A 2,346-nucleotide genomic window follows, 5' to 3' on the forward strand; every position below is an offset into this window, starting at 1 on the left:
CGACGAGCCCGAGCCCCGCAAACAAGAGGTAGGAAACCATGAACCTGTCCAAGTTCTTCATCGACCGGCCCATCTTCGCCGGCGTGCTCTCGCTGCTGATGCTGATCGCGGGCCTCATCGCGCTGCGTGGCCTGCCGATCTCCGAGTACCCCGAGGTCGTGCCGCCCTCGGTGGTGGTGCGTGCGCAGTACCCCGGCGCGAACCCCAAGGTGATCGCCGAGACCGTGGCGACGCCGCTGGAAGAAGCCATCAACGGCGTCGAGGGCATGCTCTACATGGGCAGCCAGGCCACCACCGACGGGCTGATGACGTTGACCGTCACCTTCCGGCTCGGGACCGACCCCGACCAGGCGCAGCAGCTCGTGCAGAACCGCGTGTCGCAAGCCGAGCCGCGCCTGCCGGAAGAGGTGCGCCGCCTGGGCATCACCACGGTCAAGAGCTCCCCCGACCTGACGATGGTCGTGCACCTGCTCTCGTCGAACGACCGCTACGACATGACCTACCTGCGCAACTACGCGGTGCTCAATGTCAAGGACCGGCTGGCGCGCATCGAGGGCGTGGGCCAGGTGCAGTTGTTCGGCTCGGGCGACTACTCCATGCGCATCTGGCTCGACCCGCAGAAGGTGGCCGAGCGGGGCCTGTCGGCCAGCGACGTGGTGCAGGCGATCCGCGGGCAGAACGTGCAGGCGGCGGCCGGCGTGGTGGGTGCGTCGCCCGGCCTGCCGGGCGTGGACCTGCAGCTCTCGATCAATGCGCAGGGCCGGCTGCAGAACGAGGAGGAGTTCGGCGACATCATCGTCAAGACCGGCGCCGACGGCGCCGTCGTGCGGCTGCGCGACCTGGGCCGCATCGAGCTCGGCGCCGCCGAGTACGCGCTGCGCTCGCTGCTGGACAACAAGTCGGCCGTGGCCGTGCCGATCTTCCAGGCGCCCGGCTCCAACGCCATCGAGATCTCGAACCAGGTGCGCGAGACGATGGCCGAGCTCAAGCAGTACATGCCCGAGGGCGTGGACTACGAGATCGTGTACGACCCGACCCAGTTCGTGCGCGCCTCCATCGAGTCGGTGATCCACACGCTGCTCGAAGCGGTGGCACTGGTGGTGCTGGTGGTGATCCTGTTCCTGCAGACGTGGCGCGCGTCGATCATCCCGCTGCTGGCCGTGCCGGTGTCGGTGATCGGCACCTTCGCGGTCATGCACCTGTTCGGCTTCTCGATCAACGCGCTGAGCCTCTTCGGCCTCGTGCTGGCGATCGGCATCGTGGTCGATGACGCGATCGTGGTGGTCGAGAACGTGGAGCGCAACATCGAAGCGGGCCTGAGCCCGCGCGAGGCGACCTACCGCGCGATGCGCGAGGTGTCGGGGCCGATCATCGCGATCGCGCTGGTGCTGGTGGCGGTGTTCGTGCCGCTGGCCTTTATCAGCGGGCTCACGGGGCAGTTCTACCGGCAGTTCGCGCTCACGATCGCGATTTCCACGGTGATCTCGGCGATCAATTCGCTGACTCTTTCACCGGCGCTCGCCGCGCTGCTGCTCAAGAGCCACGACGCGCCGAAGGACCGGCTGACGCGTGTGATGGACCGGCTCTTCGGCCGCTTCTTCGGCGCGTTCAACCGCGTGTTCAAGCGCGGCTCGTCAGCCTACAGCGGCGGCGTGACCCGCGCCATCTCTCGCAAGGCCGTGATGATGGGCGTGTACCTCGCGCTGCTCGCGGTGACCTTCGGCCTCTTCAAGGCGGTGCCCAGCGGCTTCGTGCCGGCGCAGGACAAGCAGTACCTCATCGGCTTCGCGCAGTTGCCCGACGGTGCCACGCTCGACCGCACGGAAGACGTGATCCGGCGCATGGGCGACATCGCACTGAAGACCCCCGGTGTCGAACACGCGGTCGCCTTCCCGGGGCTCTCGATCAACGGCTTCACGAACAGCTCCAACTCGGGCATCGTCTTCACGCCGCTCGAGTCTTTCGACAAGCGCAAGGATCCAAGCCTCAGCGCCGCGGCGATCGCCGCCAACCTGAACCAGCAGTTCAGCCAGATCGAGGAAGCCTTCGTCGTCATGTTCCCGCCGCCGCCGGTGCAGGGCCTCGGCACCACGGGCGGCTTCAAGCTGCAGCTCGAGGACCGCGGCTCGCTCGGCTACGAAGGCCTGGACGCGGCGGTGAAGGCCTTCATGGCCAAGGCGCAGCAGGCGCCGGAGCTCGCCGGGCTGTTCTCGAGCTACCAGGTCAACGTGCCGCAGCTCTACGCCGACATCGACCGCACCAAGGCGCGCCAGCTCGGCGTGGCCGTGACCGACGTGTTCGACACGATGCAGATCTACCTCGGCTCGCTGTACGTGAACGACTTCA

Annotated in this window: 1 protein-coding gene; it reads left to right on the top strand. The window is 67.4% G+C overall.

What is annotated here, in order from left to right; all coding sequences use genetic code 11:
* Positions 1 to 38: 38 nt before the first annotated feature.
* The coding region (locus H0W38_RS21105) for an efflux RND transporter permease subunit (RefSeq protein WP_292457889.1) at positions 39 to 2,346 on the top strand (2,308 nt) is incomplete at its 3' end.

This window comes from Methylibium sp., from assembly GCF_013817365.1.
GTDB lineage: Bacteria > Pseudomonadota > Gammaproteobacteria > Burkholderiales > Burkholderiaceae_C > Methylibium.